Genomic DNA, 15,368 nt, shown 5'->3' on the forward strand with positions numbered 1-15,368 from the left:
CACCGGCCCTCGTTGCCGGGGGCCGGCCCGGTCGCGGCCCTTCGGCGCGACGGTGTCCGGGCGGCGCCCGGGGAGGGGCGCCGCCCGGACCCGCGTGGCCCGGCCCCCTGGCGGAGGGCCGGGACACGCGGGCCTCCCTTACGGGCGGACCGTGCGGCGGCGCAGGAGCAGGATCCCGGCGCCGCCCAGCGCGAGCGCCCCGGCGGCCCCGGCCGCTCCGACCGTCGGCGAGGCCGGGGACGGGGTCGGGGAGGGCTCGGTGGGGCGGGCCGCCGTCGCCGCGGCGGGTTCGGCGTAGCCGCCGGCGCGGCCGTCCCTGGCGTAGGCGGAGCCGGGGAGTTTGTCGCCGTAGGCCTTGGCGACGCGTGTCCGGTAGCCGGCCAGGCTCGTCCCGGCGGCCCCCACGGCGCGTGTCGCGTCCTCGTCGAGCGGCAGCACCCGATCGCCCCGGGCCACGTACCAGGCGTCGATCTGCGGCTCGCGGAACACGGTGCCGCCGGGCAGTTTCTCCGCCCCGAGTCCGGCGTAGCGGAACTCGTCGTCGCCGGTGGCGATGTTCACGACCTGCCAGCCGGCGGGTGTCCGGGCGGTCCACAGGGCGGCCCGCTGTCCGTCGGAGGAGACGGCCTCGCTCGCGAGGAATTCCAGGCGGGCCACGGGTGCCCCCGCCTTGCCGGCGACGAAGTCCGGGGAGAGGTGGTGGACGGGGATCGTCTCGCCCTCGATGCGGGGCTTGGCCTCGGCGAGGCCGACCCTGCCCTCCCGGGCGAAGAACCGGGCGAGTGTGGCCAGGGTGTCGGGGGCGACGGCCGCCTGTCGGGCGGCCGCCCGGACGTCGGCCCCGGCGGACGGGGGCTGCGGTACGGGGGACGCCTGGGCCTGCGGGGACAGGAGCAGGCAGGCACCGGCGAGGACCGCGACGGCGGCGGCGCGCAGGGGTACGGCGGTCACGGCGTCACGCTCCGATCCGGTAGAGGGAGTGGGTCCAGGAGAAGGTGTCGTTGTCGACGTACCAGGCGTGGGAGGCCCAGTTGTAGCGGTCGCTGGAGGGCCACGGGTCGCCCCAGTAGACCCAGCTGTTCGCGGTGTCGTAGCCGTGGATCACGTGCATGTGGCCACCGCCGTTGGACCACTGGATGCGGGTCTCCACGGGTCGGCCGGCGTTGATCTCGGTCTGGACGGTGGAGTACTGGAGCCAGCCGGTCACGTAGGAGCCGGGGTTGACCCCGGCCCAGCGCAGACCGGTCTGGACGTTGCCCAGGGTGGCCTGGTTGTTGGGGCATTCGGTGCCCTGTTGACGGTTGAAGGCGGCGTTGCAGAACTGGTTCTGGCTGTAGGAGCGACCGAACCAGGTCGCGATCGTGTTGCCGCCCGCGGCCCAGCACCAGTTGGTCTTCTGTTGGGCCTGCATGGTGATGTTCAGGCGCTTGGAGGCGAGAGCGGAGTCCGTGCCGGCGTCGACGGCGGTGGCGGTGCCGGTGCCGGTGGACAGGACGAAGAGCAGGGCGATGAGGAGGGCGGCCGGGGACAGCCGCCGGTTGGGCTTGCGCATCGCGTTCCTCCCGTGGTGGAGAGTGGGGATCGGAGGAGCGCGTCCGGACGCTGTGGAGGAGCATCGGGGTGTTGTCGCGATCAGGTCAACACGCTTCAATACGCGGTGACATCGCCGTGTGAACGGGGCAACCGGAATGTGAACGGCCGCCCTCCGTCCACCCGCGCTCACCAGGGCCCACCTGAATCCCGGGCGTCCCGGACGCGGTCTCCCGCCCCGTGGCGCGTGAACGTTCACAGGAGGTTTCCGCCATGCGGACGACCGCGGACAGTGCCCACGACCTGCCGCGACTGTTGCGCGCGGGCCCCTTCCACCTCGCACTGCGGGCCGCGCTGACGGCCCGCGGCCTTCCCCTGCACCGGGTACAGCACCGGCTCGCCGCGCGGGGCATCAAGCTCGGCGTGACGAGCCTCAGTTACTGGCAGCAGGGCGCGCGCCGCCCCCGGCGCGCCGAGTCCCTGAGGGCCGTGCGGGCGCTGGAGGAGATCCTGGAACTGCCCGGGGGAACCCTGTCACGTCTGCTGGACACACCGGAGGGCGCCTCAGCGGAATCGATTCGCCCGCCGGGTCGCTCGTACCGCTCCCTGGTCAGCGTGGGCGCCGCCGTGGAGGAGCTGTTGGCCTCGATGGAGCTGCCCTCGGACGGCGGTCTGCACACGGTCGGCCACCACGAGCGGGTGCGGATCGGCGCCGCCGGCGAGTTGGTGGGCCGGGTGTCGCAGCACGTGGTGCGTGCCCACCGCGACGGGGTCGACCGGTACCTCGCCGTCCACCACGGCGATCCCGGCTGCGACCCCGCCCGGGTCCGGGTGCGGGCGGAGGAGAACTGCCGGACGGGGCGGGTGCGGTGGCACCGCGAGGCGGAGGTGGTGGTCGCCGAACTGCTCTTCGACGCACGGCTCCGCGCGGGCGACACGTACGTCTTCGGCTACGGCTTCGAGGACGGCACGGGCGGCCGGTGCACCGAGTACGTACGCGGCTTCAGCTACACCGGCGGCCAGTACATGCTCCAGGTCCGCTTCGACGAGGCGGCCCTGCCCGTGCGCTGCCGGCGGTTCAGTCGCAGCGGCCCGGGGGCACGCCGCGACGGCCTGACGGATCTGACGCCGAGCGGTAGGCACCGGGCCGTGCACCTGCTGGAGGAAGGGGTGCGGCGCGGGATCCTGGGCATCGCCTGGGACTGGGAGTAGCCGCGTGCGCCGCTCCCCGTGGCTCCCGTCCGTTGCGGGGCGGGTTCAGCCGGCGACGAGCCGGCCACCCTCGACCTTCACGGGGACCTCGGGCAGCGGGGCGGAGGCCGGGCCCCGCAGCACCTTGCCGGTGGCCACGTCGAAGCGGCTGCCGTGGCAGGGGCAGTTGCCCTCACCCTCGACGATCTTGTCGAGGACGCATCCGGCATGGGTGCACTGGGCGCTGAACGCCTTGTACCGACCCTCCGCCGGGCAGCTGACGACGAGCTTGCGCTCGCGGAACAGCTTCGAGCCGCCGACCGGGACCTCGCTCGCCGCACCCAGTTCGACCGGCTCCGTCGGGACCGCCGGGGAACCGCCTGCGCTGTTGGTCTCGGTGGAACAGGCCGCCAGGGTCACTCCGGCGCCCGCGGCCCCGGCGAGCGCGGCCGCGCCCTTGAGCACGGTACGGCGGGCGGCGGACTGCGACGCGGACATGGAACTCTCCCGGGATTCGGCGTGGGGTTGAACGTGAGGTGGGCATGGGGTTGGACGTGAGGTGGGCATGGGGTTCGGCGTGGGGTTCGGCCCACCCGACGATACCCGCGCCCGATGGGGTACCTTCCCCCGCGTGATCGTCGTCGGTGGAGAAGCCCTGATCGACCTGGTGCCCGTCGCGGAGCCGCCGGGCGCCCTGCTGCCCCGCGCGGGCGGCGGACCGTACAACACGGCGCTCGCGCTGGGCCGGCTCGGCGCCGATGTCGCCTTCTGCTCCCGGGTGTCGACGGACGGCTTCGGCGTCTCGCTGCTGGACGGCCTGCGGGCCGCCGGGGTGGACCTCTCGCTGGTCCAGCGCGGCCCCGAACCGACCACGCTGGCCGTGCCGTCGCTGGCCCCGGACGGCTCGGCGGCCTACGTCTTCCACACCGAGGGCACCGCCGACCGGCTGTTCACCCTGCCGCCCGCCCTGCCGCCCGGCGCACGGGCCCTCGCGCTCGGCACCTGCTCCCTGGTACTGGAGCCCGGGGCGAGCGCCTACGACGCCCTGTTGCGCCGCGAGTCGGGACGCGGGCTGACGACCCTGATGGACCCGAACATCCGCCCGGCGCTGATCCCGGACGCGGACGCCTACCGGGACCGCTTCCTGCGCCGGCTCCCCCACGTGTCGATCCTCAAGCTCTCCGAGGAGGACGCGGCGTGGCTGGGCGGCCGGGTCGCCGACTGGCTGGCGGCCGGACCGTCGGCCGTGGTGCTCACCCGGGGCGGGGCGGGTCTGACGGTGTGGACGCGCGAGGGCGCGGAGCATTCCGCGCCCGGTCTGCGGGTGCCTGTCGTGGACACGATCGGCGCGGGTGACACCGTCAACGCGGCGCTGCTGCACCGACTGACCGGGCGGCCCGGGCCGGTGGACTGGCCGGAGGTACTGGCGTACGCCGCCCGCGCGGCGGCGGTGACCTGCACCCGTGCGGGCGCGGAGCCGCCGTACGCCACCGAACTCTGACCCGACGGCGGGGGGTCGACGGGTCGACGGGTCGCGGGGCCGCAGGGTCCGGCGCCGCGCGGAACGCCCCACCACGGCGGGCCCGAGCGCAGCGCGGGACGCCTCGGCACGGCGGGCCTCAGCGCGGCGCAGGACGCTCGGCACGGTGCGGGGGCGCCTCGGCGCGGTGCGGGACGCCTCGGCTCATCGGCTCAGCGCGGGACGCATCGGCACGGCGGGCCCGAGCGCTGCGCGGGACGCCTCGGCACGACCGCGCCCCGGGGACGCCCCGGCGCGGCACGGCACGGCTTCGTCTCAGCGCAGCGCCGCCCAGACCGTGCGGGCCAGGCCCGGGGCGAACTCCTCGACCGGCCGTACCACGTCGGCTCCGGAGAAGTGCAGGAAGAAGGCCCGCTGGAAGCAGGCGCCGAGCAACAGGGCGGCTGCCGCTCCGGGGTCGACGTCGGGGCGCAGCCGCCCTCGGTCACGCTCGCGCGCCAGGTGGCCGGTGAGGGCGTCGAGCATCACGTGCGGTCCGGCGCCGATCTCGCGTACGCCTTCGCGGTGCCGCACGAGCAGGGCGGGGTCCGCGAAGAGCGAGGCCGCCATGGGCATGGCGTCGGCGTAGAAGAGCGAGGCGTGTCGGGCGATCTCGGCCAGTCGGGCCTCGACCGGCTGCTCCCCCGGGTCGGTGGTCAGCGCGGCCATGAGCGCGGCGGCGTTGGGCCTGCGCTCCATGAGGACTCGGACGAACAGCTCTTCCTTGTTCGCGAAGTACTTGTACAGCGCGGCTTCCGAGCAGCCGGCCTCGCGGGCGATGGCCTTGGTGGTGGCGTTGGCCAGCCCTGTGGTGCGCATCAGCGTCTCGGCGGCGTCCAGCAGACGCTCCGGGGTGGGGCGGCTTGACGTGGGGGTGAGCATTCACTCACTCTAGTGGAAACGGGGGTGAGTGAATACTCACCCACCATCGACGGGGGCAGGAGCTCGCAATGAGACTCACGGTGTTCGGGGCCACGGGCGGAGTCGGCCGCGAGGTCGTCCGGCAGGCACTCGACGAGGGTCACGAGGTGACGGCCGTCGTGCGCGACCCGGCGCGGCTGGACGTGCCGGCGCACGACCGCCTCCAAGTGGCCGTGGTGCGGGACCTGACGGACCAGGAGGCCCTGCTCCCGTTCCTCACGGGCCGGGACGCGGTGATCTCCGCCCTCGGCTCGGCGAACAACAAGCAGGCCCGACTGACCCCGATCGCGGGTCCGGCCCTGCGGTCGATCGTCTCGGCGATGGACCGGGCCGGGGTGCGACGCCTGTCGGCGGTGAGCGCCGCCCCGCTGGGCCCGCCGAACCCGCGGGACGGAGTCATGACCCGGGTGGTGGTCTACCCGATCCTGCGGCGGGTGCTGCGGGACCTGTACGCGGACCTGGCGGTGATGGAGGCGGCGATCAGGGCGGGAGACGTCCAGTGGACGGTGGTCCGCCCGCCGCGCCTGCTGAACCGGCCCCGCACGGGCACGTACCGCAGGGCCCTCGACGCCAACGTCCCCGACGGCAAGTCCATCGCCCGCGCGGACGTCGCGGACGCCCTCCTGAGCACCCTGACCGATCCGACGACGATCGGCCACGCGATCGGCATCGCCACCTGATCACCCACCCTCGGCCTGCCGTCCGCCGCCCGCCCGCGACCTGCCCGATGCCCGGGCAGGACGAAGGGGCGCCCGCGTACGAGGTCGTACGCGGGCGCCCCTCCCCGACCTTGCGCGTGCGATGCCCGCAGGCGCCGGCCGGGTGCGAGACCGTCGACGGGAGCTATGCCTTGCGGGCCCTCGTCGTCTTCTTCGCCGGGGCCGCGGTCTTCTTGGCCGCCGCCGCCGTCTTCTTCGCCGGAGCCGCCTTCTTGGCGGTGGTCTTCTTGGCCGCGGGCTTCTTCGCCGCGGACCGGGCCGGAGCCGACCCCGCGTCGGAGACCCGGTCCGCGCCCAGGATGTCGCGCAGGAACTTGCCGGTGTGGCTCGCCCCGACCGAAGCGACCTGCTCCGGGGTGCCCTCGGCGACGACCAGGCCGCCGCCGTAGCCGCCTTCGGGGCCCATGTCGATGACCCAGTCCGCGGTCTTGATGACGTCGAGGTTGTGCTCGATGACGATCACCGAGTTGCCCTTGTCCACCAGGCCCGACAGCACCTTGATCAGCTTCGAGATGTCCTCGAAGTGCAGGCCGGTCGTCGGCTCGTCCAGGACGTACACCGTCCGACCCGTCGACCGCTTCTGCAGCTCGGACGCCAGCTTCACGCGCTGCGCCTCGCCGCCCGACAGCGTCGGCGCGGACTGACCGAGCCGGACGTACCCGAGGCCGACCTCGTTCAGGGTCTTCAGGTGCCGGGCGATCGTCGGCACCGCCTCGAAGAAGTGCAGCGCCTCCTCGATCGGCATGTCGAGGACCTCGGCGATGGACTTGCCCTTGTAGTGGACCTCCAGCGTCTCCCGGTTGTACCGGTCGCCGTGGCAGACCTCGCACGGGACGTACACGTCCGGCAGGAAGTTCATCTCGATCTTGATCGTGCCGTCGCCGGAGCAGTTCTCGCACCGGCCGCCCTTGACGTTGAAGGAGAAGCGGCCCGGCAGGTAGCCGCGCACCTTCGCCTCCATCGTCTCCGCGAAGAGCCGGCGCACGTGGTCGAAGACACCGGTGTACGTCGCCGGGTTGGACCTCGGCGTCCGACCGATCGGCGACTGGTCGACGTGCACGACCTTGTCGACGAGGTCGTCCCCGTCCACCCGGGTGTGCCGTCCCGGGACGGACCGGGCGCCGTTCAGCTCGCGGGCCAGGTGGGTGTAGAGGATGTCGTTGACCAGCGTGGACTTGCCGGAGCCCGAGACGCCCGTGACCGCCGTGAGCACGCCCAGCGGGAAGGACACGTCGATGTCCCGGAGGTTGTTCTCCTTGGCGCCGTGGACGGTCAGCCGGCGCTCGCCGTCCACGGGGCGGCGGACGTCCGGCAGCGGGATGGACCGCTTGCCCGACAGATACTGCCCGGTGATCGACTCGGTGTTCTTCAGCAGTTCCTTGAGCGAGCCGCTGTGCACCACCTTGCCGCCGTGCTCGCCGGCGCCGGGGCCGATGTCCACGACCCAGTCGGCGACCTTGATGGTGTCCTCGTCGTGCTCGACCACGATCAGGGTGTTGCCCATGTCGCGCAGCCGCACCAGCGTCTCGATCAGCCGGTGGTTGTCCCGCTGGTGCAGGCCGATGGAGGGCTCGTCGAGGACGTACAGCACGCCCACCAGGCCGGAGCCGATCTGGGTGGCGAGCCGGATGCGCTGGGCCTCGCCGCCCGAGAGGGTGCCGGCGGCGCGGTTCAGCGAGAGGTAGTCCAGGCCGACGTCGACGAGGAACCGCAGCCGCTCGTTGACCTCCTTCAGGACCCGCTCGGCGATCTTCTTGTCGCGGGCGTCGAGCCGCAGCCGGCCCAGGAAGTCCGCGCACTCGCTGATCGACATCGCGGCGACGTCGGCGATGGAGCTGTCCATCACCGTGACCGCGAGCACGATCGGCTTGAGGCGGGTGCCCTCGCAGGTGGGGCAGGGCACCTCGCGCATGTAGCCCTCGAAGCGCTCGCGGCTGGCGTCGCTCTCGGACTCCGCGTGCCGCCGCTTGACGAACGGCACGGCGCCCTCGAAGGCGGTGGTGTACGCCCGCTCGCGCCCGTACCGGTTGCGGTAGCGGACCTCGATCTGCGTCTTGTGGCCGTACAGCAGGGCCTTGCGCGCCCGCAGCGGCAGTCCGGCCCACGGGATGTCGGTCCGGAAGCCGAGCTCCCCGGCGAGTGCGCCGATCAGGCGCTGGAAGTAGTCCTTGGTGTGTCCGAGGGACCACGGGGAGACCGCGCCCTCGTCCAGGGACTTCTCCTCGTCCGGGATGATCAGGTCCGGGTCGACCTCCATGCGCGTGCCGATGCCGGTGCACTCGGGGCAGGCGCCGAAGGGCGAGTTGAAGGAGAAGGAGCGGGGCTCCAGCTCCTCGAAGGACAGGTCGTCGTACGGGCAGTAGAGGTGCTCGGAGTACATCCGCTCACGCTCGGGGTCGTCCTCGGCGAGGTCGACGAAGTCGAGGATGACCATGCCGCCGGAGAGCCCGAGGGCGGTCTCCACGGAGTCGGTGAGCCGGCGCTTGGCCCCGTCCTTGACGGTGAGGCGGTCGATGACCACCTCGATCGTGTGCTTCTCCTGCTTCTTGAGCGTGGGCGGCTCGGAGAGCTGGATGGTCTCCCCGTCCACCCGCGCCCGGCTGTACCCCTTGGTCTGGAGGTCGGCGAAGAGGTCGACGAACTCGCCCTTGCGCTCGCGCACCAGCGGCGACAGGACCTGGAAGCGGCTGCCCTCGGGCAGTGCGAGGACCTTGTCGACGATCGCCTGCGGCGACTGCCGCGCGATCGGTCGTCGGCACTCGGGACAGTGCGGCTTGCCGATGCGCGCGAAGAGCAGGCGGAGGTAGTCGTAGACCTCGGTGATGGTGCCCACGGTCGAGCGCGGGTTGCGCGAGGTGGACTTCTGGTCGATGGAGACGGCCGGGGAGAGGCCCTCGATGAAGTCGACGTCGGGCTTGTCCATCTGGCCGAGGAACTGGCGGGCGTACGACGAGAGCGACTCGACGTAGCGGCGCTGACCCTCGGCGAAGATCGTGTCGAAGGCCAAGGAGGACTTGCCCGACCCGGAGAGTCCGGTGAAGACGATGAGGGAGTCGCGGGGCAGGTCGAGCGAGACGTTCTTCAGGTTGTGCTCGCGAGCGCCACGAACGATGAGACGGTCGGTCACGCCGGTCCGCACCTTTCTTGAGAGAGCGGGGGCACGGGCCCCCGTCCCAGGGTATGGGGGGCGCCTCTGCGATGGGCTTGATGAGTGGACTTCCGAGCGTATAGCACGCACATTCGATTTACGGCACGCGCAAGACCTGTTCACCCGATCGTGTGGCGGAGGCCTTGTCCGCACTAGGCTCGGAACCATGACTGATCATGTGCACGACCTGCGATCCCTGCGTGAGGCCACCGATCGGTTGCTGACCGCGGCCGCGAAACTGGACAACGCCGCCCTGGCCGAGGAGTCACTTCTCCCCGGGTGGACCCGCGGCCACGTCCTGGCCCACCTGGCACGCAACGCGGACGCCCTCGTGAACGTCGTCGAGGGACGCCCGATGTACGCGAGCGGCACCGCGCGGGACGCGGACATCGAGCGCGACGCGGGCCGACCCCTGGTGGAACAGCTGGAGGACCTCCGGCATTCCGCGGACCGGTACGAGGCGGCGACCGAACTCCCGCAGGACTGGTCCCGGACCGTGGAGCTGCGCAACGGCGTCACCGACTCCGCCGCCCGGATCCCCTTCCGCCGTCTCGTGGAGGTCGAGCTGCACCACGTCGACCTCGGCATCGGGTACGGGCTCGCCGACCTCCCGGACGGGTTCACCGCCCGTGAGATCGAGTTCCTGGCCGACCGCTGGTCCGGCCGTCAGGAGGTCCCGCCGGTGACCCTCGTGCTCGGGTCCGGCGGCCCCGACCGCACCTGGCACATCGCCGGCGGCGAGGGCGCCCCGGTCACCGTGTCGGGCACCGGCGCCGAACTGCTGGGCTGGCTGGCCGGGCGCGGCGACCTCGGCGCGCACCTGACCGTGGACGGCGGCTCCCTCCCCGCTCTCCCGCCGCTCTAGGATCGACACATGACGTACAGCGGAGCGGTGAAGGTCGGCGGTCCGGCCGACGTGCATGAACTCTCGGACCTGATGATTTCCAAGGTCGCGGTGGGCCCGATGAACAACAACGCCTACGTACTGCGCTGCCGGGCGACCGACGAGCAGCTGCTGATCGACGCGGCCGCCGAGCCGGAGACGATCCTGCAGCTGATCGGCGACGGCGGAATCGCGTCCGTGGTCACCACCCACCGGCACGGTGACCACTGGGGCGCGCTCCAGGCGGTGGTCGAGGCCACCGGCGCGCGCACGTACGCGGGCGCCTTCGACGCCGAGGGCATCCCGGTCGCCACGGACGTGCCGGTGCGGGACGGGGACACGATCCGGGTGGGTCGCGTCGAGCTGACCGCGCGGCACCTGGTCGGTCACACCCCCGGCTCGATCGCGCTGGTCTACGACGACCCGCACGGGCACCCGCACGTGTTCACCGGCGACTGTCTCTTCCCGGGCGGCGTCGGCAACACCTCGGGTGACGCGAAGGCCTTCGCGCAGCTGATCGACGACGTCGAGCACAAGCTCTTCGAGCGGCTGCCGGACGAGGCCTGGGTCTACCCGGGGCACGGCAACGACACCACGATCGGCACCGAGCGGCCGCACCTGGCCGAATGGCGCGAGCGCGGCTGGTAGCGATCACCACCGGCCGGCCGGCGTCGGATGCCGGCCGGCCTCCGGCGGCGGTTCGCCGACCGCCGGCGGCCGGTCGGCGGCCGGTCGGAGCCCCGTCAACACCGGGAAGGGGTGAACTCCTTCCGGTCGATGACGGCCGCACGCACGTCCCGAGGGTGTGGGGTGGGGTAGTTCCCGCACCATGCGACAAGACCCCTCCCCCGCCCCCTCCTCGGAACCTCCCTCGATGCTGCGGCTCGCCTCGGCCTCCCTCGCCGGCACCGCCATCGAGTTCTACGACTTTTTCGTGTACGGCACGGCCGCCGCCCTGGTGCTCGGCCCGCTGTTCTTCCCGTCCCTCTCGCCGCTCGCCGGAACCCTCGCCGCCTTCGGCACCTTCGGCATCGGCTTCCTGGCCCGCCCCCTCGGTTCGGCCGTCTTCGGCCACATCGGCGACCGGTACGGCCGCCGTCCCGTCCTGCTGGGTTCCCTGCTGCTGACCGGCCTCGCCACGGTGCTGGTCGGCTGTGTGCCGTCGTACGCGTCCATCGGCATCGCCGCTCCGCTCCTGCTGCTCCTGCTGCGCTTCCTCCAGGGGCTCGGGCTCGGCGGCGAGTGGGGCGGCGCCGTGCTGCTGACGGCCGAGCACGCCCCCGAGCACCGGCGCGGGCTGTGGGCGAGCTTCCCGCAGGCCGGCCCGGCCGTGGGCTTCCTGCTGGCGAACGGCCTGATGCTGACCCTGTCCGCGACCCTGACCGACGCGCAGTTCACCTCCTGGGGCTGGCGGGTCCCGTTCTGGGCCGCCGCGGTGCCGGCGCTGGCCGGGCTGTGGCTGCGGCACTCGGTCGAGGAGACCCCGCAGTTCCGCGCGCTCGCCGAGACCGGCCGCCGGGCGCGCAGCCCGCTCGGCGAGGTGGTGCGGGATCACTGGCGGCTGCTGCTGCTGACCGGCGGGGCGCTGGCGATCGGTTACGCCGTCTTCTACGCGGTCACCACCTGGTCCCTGGCGTACGCCACCGAGCACCTGCGGGTGGACCGCACGGTCATGCTGGCCTGTGTGATGGCGGCGGTCGCCCTGAAGGGCCTGGCGACCCCGCTGGTGGCGCTGTGCGGTGACCGGTGGGGGCGCCGCCCGCTGTGCCTGGCCGGTTGTGCGCTCTGCGCGGTGTGGATGTTCCCCTTCGTCGCGCTGCTGCGCACGGCGGATCCGCTGCTCATGACCCTGGGCTGTGTGGTGGCGCTGCTGGGCATGGTGACGATGTTCGCCGTGGTGGGCGCGTACCTGCCCGAGCTGTACGCCCCGCGGATCCGCTGCACGGGGGCGGCCGTCGGGTACAACCTGGGCGGGGTGCTGGGTGGGGCGCTGACCCCGATCGTGGCGACCGCGCTGGCGGACGGTTCGGGCCCGCCCTGGGGGGTCGCCGTGTACCTGACCGTGATCGCCCTGGTCAGCCTGGGCTGCTTCGCGCTGCTGCCGGAGACGAACCCGACGGTGCTCGCCGAGCGGGGCTCGAAGGCGGCCGGGGGCACGCGAACGGGGGCGGCCGAAGCGGCCGCCCCCGTGTGAGTCGACGGACTCCCGACCCCGACAGGACCTAGGCGTCGATGGACTTGGAGTCGGCGGTGGCGGCCTCGGCCGCCGCCTGCTTCTTCGAGGCGATCAGGCTGGTGATGGTGGTGATCACCAGCACGCCGCAGATGACGCCCAGGGAGACCGGGATGGAGATCTGCGGGACGTGCAGTCCGGACTCGTGCAGGGCGTGCAGCACCAGCTTGATGCCGATGAAGCCGAGGATCACGGACAGGCCGTAGCTGAGGTGGACCAGCTTCTTGAGCAGGCCGCCGATGAGGAAGTACAGCTGGCGCAGACCCATCAGGGCGAAGGCGTTGGCGGTGAAGACGATGTACGGGTCCTGGGTGAGGCCGAAGATCGCGGGGATCGAGTCCAGGGCGAACAGCACGTCGGTGGTGCCGATGGCGAGCATGACGACCATCAGCGGGGTCATGATGCGCTTGCCGTTGTTCCGGATGAAGAGCTTCGTGCCGTGGTAGCGGTCGGCGACGCCGAACTTCTTCTCGATGGTCTTCAGGAGGCGGTTCTCCTCGAACTCCTCTTCCTCGTCGTTCCCGCGCGCCTCCTGGATGAGCTTCCAGGCGGTGTAGATCAGGAACGCGCCGAAGATGTAGAAGACCCACGAGAAGTTGGTGATGATCGCGGCGCCGGCGGCGATGAAGATCGCGCGGAGCACCAGGGCGATCAGTACGCCGATCAGCAGGACGCGCTGCTGGAGCTGGGAGGGCACCGCGAACTTCGCCATGATCAGGACGAAGACGAAGAGGTTGTCGACGCTCAGCGACTTCTCGGTGATGAAGCCGGCGAAGAACTCCTGGGACGCCTGGCCGTTGCCGAAGAACAGCAGGCCGAGGCCGAAGAGGCCGGCGAGGGCGATCCAGACGACCGTCCAGATGCCCGCTTCCTTCATGGATACGTCATGGGGCTTGCGGCCGATGAAGAAATCGGCGCCGATCAGGATGCTCAGACCAAGAATGGTCAGCAGCCAGATGTTGAATGAAACGTCCACTGTCTACACGCCTCCGGCGGGATGGCTCAGCACTTCGTCAGCGTCATCGCTGCCGGAGGTCTCTTCCACCCGGATGGCCTGGAGGCCTCGGGCCGGCGCCCCGGGACCGATCGCGGTCCGTATTGACGGGTACGCCGTAGCAGGTAGCAGGAATACTCCCCTCCGCGTGCCCCACAGTACCCGCCGAACCGGGGAAAGGTAAAGGAAGTCCCAAGAAAGGGTCAGTGACAGGTCACACACGCGTCATGAAACGGTCCGTGACCTGCCTGCCCGACTCACGGACGGGTGCTGCGCCGGACCTCCGAAATGCGGTTCAGTGCCTGGTCGAGGACCTGGCTGCCCTGCGGGGGCAGGTCCGGGGTGAAGGTCCAGGCGTGATGGACCCACGGGTCGGCCAGGTGGTTGTCGGGGACCGGCGACAGTCGCATCAGCGAGCGCCACAGGGGGTCGAGCAGCGGCCCGTAGGCGGAGGCCTCGTCACGGTCGGCGACCATCAGCAGGTGCACGCCGACCGCCGGTCCCTCGTCGGCGAGGTAGCGCAACTGGGTGACGGACCGGTCGTCGAAGCCGTGCGGGAAGTCGTGGACGATCAGGAGCTGCTCGGCCGTGTCCACGTCCGGCGGCAGGTCCTCGGGGGCGCCGGCCCGCAGCGCCATCTGTACGAGGTCCACCCGCCGGGTCAGTCGCGCGAGGGTCTGGGTGACCCCGGTGGCACCGGAGGCGGGCGGGGCGGCCAGCACCCCCGCGCGGACGAGCGGGGCCAGCGAGGCGGCGCCCGCCCCGGCGGCGTCGATGACGTGTACGGAGTACTTGTCGCCGGGATGGACGGCGAGCAGCCGGACGGCGTGCGCGACGGCCATGTCCATGGCGGCCCGGCGCAGCCGGTCGGTGTCCATGGCCATGGCGGACTCGGAGCCGGTGCGGCCGTTGTCGATCCACAGGCCGCGCTCCAGCGGCACCCGCATGAGCATCGGGATGCGCAGTTCGGGGCGCTCGGGCAGCGACAGGTCGCCCAGGCGCAGCGCGAGCGGGTTCTCCTGGGGGGTGCCGGGGGCGTGCCAGACGGGGTTGTCCCAGCGGGCGTACGCGGCCGGCAGCGCGGGTTCGACCACTTCGGACTCGGCGACCAGCTGGGCCAGGTCCCGGTCGAGCACGGCGCGGGCCTGGGCCACGAGCTCCTCGCGTCGCGCCCGGGCGGTGGCGCGGGCGCCGTCGCCGGAGCCGCCGAGGCGGTGGCGGGGGTCGGAGAGCGCCTCGTCGAGCTCCCGGTCCATGCGGGAGTCGGCGAACTCGACGGCGCTGCGGTAGGCGGCGACCGTGCGGGCCATGTCCTCGAACATGCCCCAGACCTGGTTGTAGAGCCGCTCGTCCATGGACCAGCCACTGGCGTCGCCGGCAACGGGGCGCGGCGGTCGGCCCGGCTCGTCCGGTTCGGCGGCCCGCGGCGCCGGTTCGGGCGCCTCGGTGCTGGTCCGGCGGCGGCGCGGGTGGGCGTAGCTGATGGTCGGCGGGCCGCCCGCGGTGTCGCCGGCCGAACCGGCGCCGGTCGCGAGGGGCACGTCGGAGACCGGGATCGGGTCCGGCGGCTCGGGGGCCTGCGGGGTCGTGGTCGGGGGCGGCGCGTCCAGCGGGGCCCGCAGGCCGCGGGGGACGGTGGGGGCGGGCCCGGCCGGCATGACCGCGAGGGTGATGTCGCCCGAGGCCACGAGCCCCGTGGCGGTGGCGGCCAGCTCGGCGGCGGCCGGTGCGGGCAGTCCGGCGTCGACCAGGAGGGCGCTCAGCCCACCGGCGTACCCCTGGCCCACGGCCCGGACCTTCCAGGCGCCCTGGCGCCGGTACAGCTCCAGGGCCACCACGGCGGTCTCGGACTCCAGGCCGGTCAGGGTGTACCCGGCGAGTTCGGCGCCCTGCGGTTCGGCGACGGCGACGTACGAGGCCGGCACCGCGCCGAAGCGCGCCGGGCCGCCGGGCGGCAGCACGAGCAGCACCCGGAGCCGGTGGACGGCTTCGCCGACGGCGTCGAGGTCGACGGTGAAGCGGTGCCCGCCGGCGACCGTGTCCGGCACCTCCAGGCCCGGCAGTGCCCGGGCGCCGGGGTGGGCCAGCGACGCGGGTCCGGCCAACCGGCCCTCGTCGTCACCGGTCGAGACCAGGGCCAGTACCGGCGTGCCCGCCGAGACCCTGATCTCCACCCTGCTCTCGGACAGGGGGTGGTTCTGCCCCCGGACCAGTTCGGCCGTCATCGTGC

At 72.6% G+C, this 15,368-nt stretch carries 13 protein-coding genes; 6 read left to right on the plus strand and 7 right to left on the minus strand.

What is annotated here, in order from left to right:
* Positions 1-138: 138 nt before the first annotated feature.
* Together OHA84_RS10530 and OHA84_RS10535 are read right to left on the minus strand one after the other, a co-directional pair.
* The gene (locus OHA84_RS10530) at positions 139-951 is read right to left on the minus strand and encodes a hypothetical protein (protein ID WP_266972028.1); all 813 of its coding nucleotides are present in this window, start codon (positions 949-951) and stop codon (positions 139-141) included.
* 4 nt (positions 952-955) lie between these two features.
* A complete protein-coding gene (locus tag OHA84_RS10535; protein WP_266972026.1) occupies positions 956-1,552 on the minus strand; it encodes a papain-like cysteine protease family protein in 597 nt (198 codons plus the stop codon).
* A gap of 251 nt (positions 1,553-1,803) precedes the next feature.
* Here OHA84_RS10535 and OHA84_RS10540 point away from each other — a divergent pair, with 251 nt between their 5' ends.
* On the plus strand, positions 1,804-2,742 hold the full coding sequence (locus OHA84_RS10540; protein WP_053681588.1) for a hypothetical protein: 939 nt from the start codon (positions 1,804-1,806) through the stop codon (positions 2,740-2,742).
* Between the two features lie 45 nt (positions 2,743-2,787).
* Here the strand turns inward: OHA84_RS10540 and OHA84_RS10545 are convergent, their stop codons facing one another.
* The gene (locus tag OHA84_RS10545) at positions 2,788-3,219 is read right to left on the minus strand and encodes a Rieske (2Fe-2S) protein (RefSeq protein WP_053681586.1); all 432 of its coding nucleotides are present in this window, start codon (positions 3,217-3,219) and stop codon (positions 2,788-2,790) included.
* Between the two features lie 133 nt (positions 3,220-3,352).
* Between OHA84_RS10545 and OHA84_RS10550 the strand changes: the two genes are divergently transcribed.
* A complete protein-coding gene (locus tag OHA84_RS10550) occupies positions 3,353-4,222 on the plus strand; it encodes a carbohydrate kinase (RefSeq protein ID WP_053681584.1) in 870 nt (289 codons plus the stop codon).
* Between the two features lie 294 nt (positions 4,223-4,516).
* Here the strand turns inward: OHA84_RS10550 and OHA84_RS10555 are convergent, their stop codons facing one another.
* Positions 4,517-5,122, minus strand: coding sequence for a TetR/AcrR family transcriptional regulator (locus tag OHA84_RS10555; protein ID WP_266972023.1), 606 nt, complete (start codon positions 5,120-5,122; stop codon positions 4,517-4,519).
* Between the two features lie 68 nt (positions 5,123-5,190).
* Between OHA84_RS10555 and OHA84_RS10560 the strand changes: the two genes are divergently transcribed.
* Positions 5,191-5,841, plus strand: a complete 651-nt coding sequence (locus OHA84_RS10560) for an NAD(P)-dependent oxidoreductase (RefSeq protein ID WP_266972021.1) — start codon at positions 5,191-5,193, stop codon at positions 5,839-5,841.
* 163 nt (positions 5,842-6,004) lie between these two features.
* Here the strand turns inward: OHA84_RS10560 and uvrA are convergent, their stop codons facing one another.
* Positions 6,005-9,007, minus strand: a complete 3,003-nt coding sequence (gene uvrA, locus OHA84_RS10565) for an excinuclease ABC subunit UvrA (protein ID WP_266950911.1) — start codon at positions 9,005-9,007, stop codon at positions 6,005-6,007.
* Positions 9,008-9,194: 187 nt separating this feature from the next.
* Between uvrA and OHA84_RS10570 the strand changes: the two genes are divergently transcribed.
* From OHA84_RS10570 to OHA84_RS10580, 3 genes are all read left to right on the plus strand, one after another.
* Positions 9,195-9,893, plus strand: a complete 699-nt coding sequence (locus OHA84_RS10570) for a maleylpyruvate isomerase family mycothiol-dependent enzyme (RefSeq protein WP_266950909.1) — start codon at positions 9,195-9,197, stop codon at positions 9,891-9,893.
* Between the two features lie 9 nt (positions 9,894-9,902).
* Positions 9,903-10,559: an MBL fold metallo-hydrolase gene (locus tag OHA84_RS10575; protein ID WP_053681576.1), complete on the plus strand. Its 657-nt coding sequence runs from the start codon at positions 9,903-9,905 to the stop codon at positions 10,557-10,559.
* A gap of 226 nt (positions 10,560-10,785) precedes the next feature.
* The gene (locus OHA84_RS10580) at positions 10,786-12,105 is read left to right on the plus strand and encodes an MFS transporter (protein ID WP_053681574.1); all 1,320 of its coding nucleotides are present in this window, start codon (positions 10,786-10,788) and stop codon (positions 12,103-12,105) included.
* A gap of 28 nt (positions 12,106-12,133) precedes the next feature.
* Here the strand turns inward: OHA84_RS10580 and OHA84_RS10585 are convergent, their stop codons facing one another.
* Together OHA84_RS10585 and OHA84_RS10590 are read right to left on the minus strand one after the other, a co-directional pair.
* Positions 12,134-13,120, minus strand: coding sequence for a TerC/Alx family metal homeostasis membrane protein (locus OHA84_RS10585; RefSeq protein WP_053681572.1), 987 nt, complete (start codon positions 13,118-13,120; stop codon positions 12,134-12,136).
* Positions 13,121-13,395: 275 nt separating this feature from the next.
* Positions 13,396-15,363, minus strand: a complete 1,968-nt coding sequence (locus tag OHA84_RS10590) for a TerD family protein (RefSeq protein ID WP_266950903.1) — start codon at positions 15,361-15,363, stop codon at positions 13,396-13,398.
* Between the last annotated feature and the right edge of the window lie 5 nt (positions 15,364-15,368).

This window comes from Streptomyces sp. NBC_00513 (genome assembly GCF_041431415.1).
In the GTDB taxonomy this organism is placed as follows: domain Bacteria; phylum Actinomycetota; class Actinomycetes; order Streptomycetales; family Streptomycetaceae; genus Streptomyces.

Coding starts and splice junctions, on each gene's coding strand:
- OHA84_RS10535 (WP_266972026.1), bottom strand. CDS start 1,552: ATGCGCAAGCCCAACCGGCGGCTGTCCCCGGCCGCCCTCCTCATCGCC.
- OHA84_RS10540 (WP_053681588.1), top strand. CDS start 1,804: ATGCGGACGACCGCGGACAGTGCCCACGACCTGCCGCGACTGTTGCGC.
- OHA84_RS10545 (WP_053681586.1), bottom strand. CDS start 3,219: ATGTCCGCGTCGCAGTCCGCCGCCCGCCGTACCGTGCTCAAGGGCGCG.
- OHA84_RS10555 (WP_266972023.1), bottom strand. CDS start 5,122: ATGCTCACCCCCACGTCAAGCCGCCCCACCCCGGAGCGTCTGCTGGAC.
- OHA84_RS10560 (WP_266972021.1), top strand. CDS start 5,191: ATGAGACTCACGGTGTTCGGGGCCACGGGCGGAGTCGGCCGCGAGGTC.
- OHA84_RS10570 (WP_266950909.1), top strand. CDS start 9,195: ATGACTGATCATGTGCACGACCTGCGATCCCTGCGTGAGGCCACCGAT.
- OHA84_RS10575 (WP_053681576.1), top strand. CDS start 9,903: ATGACGTACAGCGGAGCGGTGAAGGTCGGCGGTCCGGCCGACGTGCAT.
- OHA84_RS10580 (WP_053681574.1), top strand. CDS start 10,786: ATGCTGCGGCTCGCCTCGGCCTCCCTCGCCGGCACCGCCATCGAGTTC.
- OHA84_RS10590 (WP_266950903.1), bottom strand. CDS start 15,363: ATGACGGCCGAACTGGTCCGGGGGCAGAACCACCCCCTGTCCGAGAGC.